The organism is Streptomyces rhizosphaerihabitans (assembly GCF_025399795.1).
GTDB classification, from domain to species: domain Bacteria; phylum Actinomycetota; class Actinomycetes; order Streptomycetales; family Streptomycetaceae; genus Streptomyces; species Streptomyces rhizosphaerihabitans.
On the sequence record NZ_JAODTZ010000145.1, the window covers coordinates 1 to 1552 of the forward strand.

Genomic DNA, 1552 nt, shown 5'->3' on the forward strand with positions numbered 1-1552 from the left:
GAGCGGAAGACTCCGATGGGTGTGTGGTGCAGGGTGTCGGGGTCGGCGAGCCGGGACAGCGCGAAGGCGGTGGTGGGGGATGCGGTGTGGGCGTCGTGGACCAGGATGTCGGCCTCGTTCCCGGGCGTGACGGTGACGACCTGGAGGTCGCCGGTGTGCTGGTCGCGGACCACCCCGCGGGCGCCGTCGGTGCCGAAGCGGATGGGCTGGCCGTGTTCGAGGCGGATGACGGCTTCCTCGGCCTGCTGCCGGTCCTTGAGGACTTCGAAGGCGCCGTCGTTGAAGATGTTGCAGTTCTGGTAGATCTCCACCAGGGCGGTGCCGGGGTGGGCGGCGGCCTGCCTGAGTACGTCGGTGAGGTGCTTGCGGTCCGAGTCCACGGTGCGGGCCACGAAGGAGGCTTCGGCGCCGATCGCCAGGGAGACCGGGTTGAAGGGCGCGTCGAGGGAGCCCATCGGCGTCGACTTGGTGATCTTTCCGACCTCGGAGGTGGGGGAGTACTGGCCCTTGGTCAGGCCGTAGATGCGGTTGTTGAAGAGCAGGATCTTCAGGTTCACGTTGCGGCGCAGGGCGTGGATGAGGTGGTTGCCGCCGATGGAGAGGGCGTCGCCGTCGCCGGTGACGACCCAGACGGACAGGTCGCGGCGCGAGGAGGCGAGTCCGGTCGCGATGGCGGGGGCGCGGCCGTGGATGGAGTGCATCCCGTAGGTGTTCATGTAGTACGGGAAGCGGGACGAGCAGCCGATGCCCGAGACGAAGACGACGTTCTCCTTCGCCAGGCCGAGTTCGGGCATGAAGCCCTGGACGGCGGCGAGGATCGCGTAGTCACCGCAGCCGGGGCACCAGCGCACTTCCTGATCGGACTTGAAGTCCTTCATGGACTGCCTGGCCTCGGCCTTGGGGACCAGAGAAAGCGCCTCGATCGTGCCCGGGCCTTCCGTTGACGTGTCAGCCATCGATGGCCTCCTTGAGAGCCGTGGCGAGCTGCTCAGCCTTGAACGGCATGCCGTTGACCTGGTTGTAGGAGTGCGCGTCCACCAGATACTTCGCCCGGACGAGGGTGGCGAGCTGACCGAGGTTCATCTCGGGGACCACCACCTTGTCGTAACGCTTCAGCACCGCGCCCAGATTCCGCGGGAAGGGGTTGAGGTGGCGCAGATGGGCCTGCGCGATGTGCTCCCCGGCGGTGCGCAGCCGGCGGACCGCGGCGGTGATCGGCCCGTAGGTCGAACCCCAGCCCAGCACCAGCGTGTTCGCCCCGTGCGGGTCGTCGACCTCGAGGTCGGGGACGTCGATGCCGTCGATCTTGGCCTGGCGGGTGCGGACCATGAAGTCGTGGTTGGCGGGGTCGTAGGAGATGTTGCCGCTGCCGTCCTGCTTCTCGATGCCGCCGATCCGGTGCTCCAGGCCGGGAGTTCCCGGGACGGCCCAGGGGCGGGCGAGGGTCTGCGGGTCGCGCTTGTAGGGCCAGAACACCTCGGTGCCGTCGTCCAGGGTGTGGTTGGGGCCCTGGGCGAACTGCACGCGCAGATCGGGGAGTTCGTCGGTCTCC

Annotated in this window: 1 protein-coding gene and 1 pseudogene; both read right to left on the reverse strand. The window is 68.3% G+C overall.

Annotated features, from left to right (window positions below; genetic code table 11):
- On the reverse strand, positions 1-956 hold a 956-nt coding region (locus N4G66_RS45090; protein WP_261710140.1), incomplete at its 3' end, for a 2-oxoacid:ferredoxin oxidoreductase subunit beta.
- Positions 949-1552: pseudogene (locus tag N4G66_RS45095) on the reverse strand (2-oxoacid:acceptor oxidoreductase subunit alpha); the annotation flags it as partial. The gene N4G66_RS45090 and the pseudogene N4G66_RS45095, both read right to left, overlap by 8 nt.